This window comes from Alienimonas sp. DA493 (genome assembly GCF_043951915.1).
GTDB lineage: Bacteria > Planctomycetota > Planctomycetia > Planctomycetales > Planctomycetaceae > Alienimonas.
This window is the reverse complement of sequence record NZ_JBINJD010000289.1, coordinates 1-2,428: the sequence shown is the minus strand read 5'-3', so window position 1 is coordinate 2,428 and position 2,428 is coordinate 1. Positions and strand designations below refer to the sequence as shown.

The 2,428-nt window shown below is 68.4% G+C and carries 1 protein-coding gene; it reads right to left on the bottom strand.

The annotated features are described in order from the left end of the window. Nucleotides 1-559: 559 nt before the first annotated feature. The gene (locus tag ACG2DA_RS22420; RefSeq protein WP_395258875.1) at nucleotides 560-1,699 is read right to left on the bottom strand and encodes a DUF1559 domain-containing protein; all 1,140 of its coding nucleotides are present in this window, start codon (nucleotides 1,697-1,699) and stop codon (nucleotides 560-562) included. Nucleotides 1,700-2,428 lie beyond the last annotated feature (729 nt).

Genomic DNA, 2,428 nt, shown 5'->3' with positions numbered 1-2,428 from the left:
CCGCCCGCGGCGTGTGGACCGACCTCGGCGGTCCAGTCGTCGGGGCTGTGCGGCTCGCGGGCGACGACGGCGATCACGGTCCGCGTTCCCCAGACCGGGGGGCGGGTCGCCGCGGCGCCACCTTCGGAGGACTCCGCCGTCCGAACCGTTCTCGGGATGCGTCACGCCGCCCGCCTGCTCCCGCTGCTCGCCCTCGCCGGTTACGGCTCGTCCGCCGCCCAGCCTGCCGCGGCGACCGGTCCGGCGAAGGCGCCGGGGGAGACGCTCGCCGTGGTGGCGACGCTCGACTGCCCCGCCGACTCGGCGGCGGTCTGCGAAGCGGTTGACGGCCCTATGCGATCGCCGTGCGGGCGGGCTACCGCTCCGACGCGTAGCTGTCCGCCGCGTTCCGCAAGAGCGTCGGCCGCTCCCCCCCGGGACTATCGCCGGAACGGCGCCAGTTGAGCCGCCGGCGCTTCAATCGAAAGGGGGCGGCCCGGTCGTCGCGACCCGGCCGCCCCCTAAGCGCTTCGTGTCATTTCACGCTGACTCGCGTCGGCGTCCGTCCTGGGGACGGATCTCAATAATTGTCGGTGACCTCGCCGCCGATGCTGGTGCCGAGGGCGCCCCAGGTGCCGTAGGGACTTTGTCCGGAGGTCACGGCGCCGGCGTCGATGTTGCCGTTGTCGATATTCTCCGAGATGAACGTCACGGAGCCGTCCACCATCGCGACCTGCATGCCGCCGGTGTGGAAGCTCCCGCCGGTCATGACGCCGTTCTCCCAGTCGTTGCCGTTCCGCACGCAGCTCGGACCGTTCGGGGCGATGATCGTCAGGAACTCCGTGAAGACCATGCCGGCGTCCGGCCAGCGGCTGCCGCGCATCTCGCCGCCGCCGCCGTAGTAGAAGTCCGGGTCGTAGAACCCGGGGTTGCCCTCCTCGGTGACCTGCTCGACGCAAAGCGTGCTGAGGTCTTCGTAGCCGGTCGCCGAGTGGTTCAACCCGGGCACGTGGTCGGCGTAGCCGCGGCGGAACTCGCGGTCGCCCCGGATGCCGCGGCCGATCTCGCCGAGCAGGATGGTGCTGACGGTCCCGTCGCGGACGTCATTGAGAGCGATCGTATCGCCCCATCTACCTCTGATCCCCATGCCGCGGGCCTCGGGCCGGTCCCGGTCGCCGGCGCCGCTGGGGTTGTCGCCCCAGCACAGGGCGTAGTTCGTGTCACCGATCCCGGTGACCGGCGCCCCGTCGGAGGGGCACAGCAGACTGGCGGGCTGGAACCGCCACGGCGGGTAGTTTGAGTGCCACGGACGACGCCCCATCGCGGCGAAGTCGGCCGTGCCGTCGCCGTCCTCATCCAAAGGCTTGGAAATCTGATTCCAGACGGCGGTCTGATCCAAGTAGGGCATCAGTCCGACGTAGAAGCTCAGGCGGTAGCCGTTGCCCGCCGTGTTCGAGCCGTCCGGAAGCTGCGTCGTCCAACTGGTCCCGCCGAAGTTCATCGGGAACGTCTTGTAGGTGCTGTGGTAGTTGTGCATCGCCAGGGCGATCTGCTTGAGGTTGTTCTGGCACTGGCTGCGGCGGGCGGCCTCACGGGCTTGCTGCACGGCCGGCAGCAGCAGGGAGACCAGGATCGCGATGATCGCGATCACCACGAGAAGTTCGATCAGCGTAAAGCCGGGCCGAATTCGGCCCCGCGGGCGTTGTTGGGAAGGCGTCATGATCAGACAGAGCCTCTGGGAAGAGAAAAGGACGCTCGCACACGGCGAACGCACGGGATCGGAGCCGCTGACGGGCTGCCAGAAAATCCCGAAGTCGCATCGAAGGCGACCGATGCGACGTTACTGAGTTTTTTTGACTCAGGCAAGAAATTTCCGCGACTCCTCGGCCGGGATCCGGTGTTGCCGGCGCGGCGCCGCTCTTTCCGCCGGGTTTCCGGCCCTTCCGCCCCGACAGTTAGCCCTTGAAATCGAGGCGTTTCACGTCCCAGACCGATTCGCCCCGATCTTCCACGAGGCAATCCGAAAGCGGAGCCGTCGCCGGCGTTTTCGCCATCCAGAGACGGCCCCCGCCAGAAACACTACGGCGGCAAAATCGGCTGACTCCCCGGCGCCGGATGGAAAGGCTGGGGCCTCCGGTCAAGCCGGAGGAAGGGCGACGGGCAGGAGACCAGACAGCCACGTCGATCGCGAAGAACGATCCCGCTGTACTGCCCCCCGACACCCACAAGACGCTGGCGGCGGGGTACTTCGCCTCTGTCGCCGGCGCTCCGGGATTGGGATTCCTCGCATTAGCCGTCCACCCCGCGGGATTCCAGAAAAAGGCGATCTCACCGCGGAGACGCCGCCCCGCCGAGGGTACGACCGCGAGGCCAGAGGTCAGATCGTCCCGAACGAAGCCGTCGACGGACTTCATACCCGGCGTCGCCGCGACCAGCAGCCAAAGGGCCC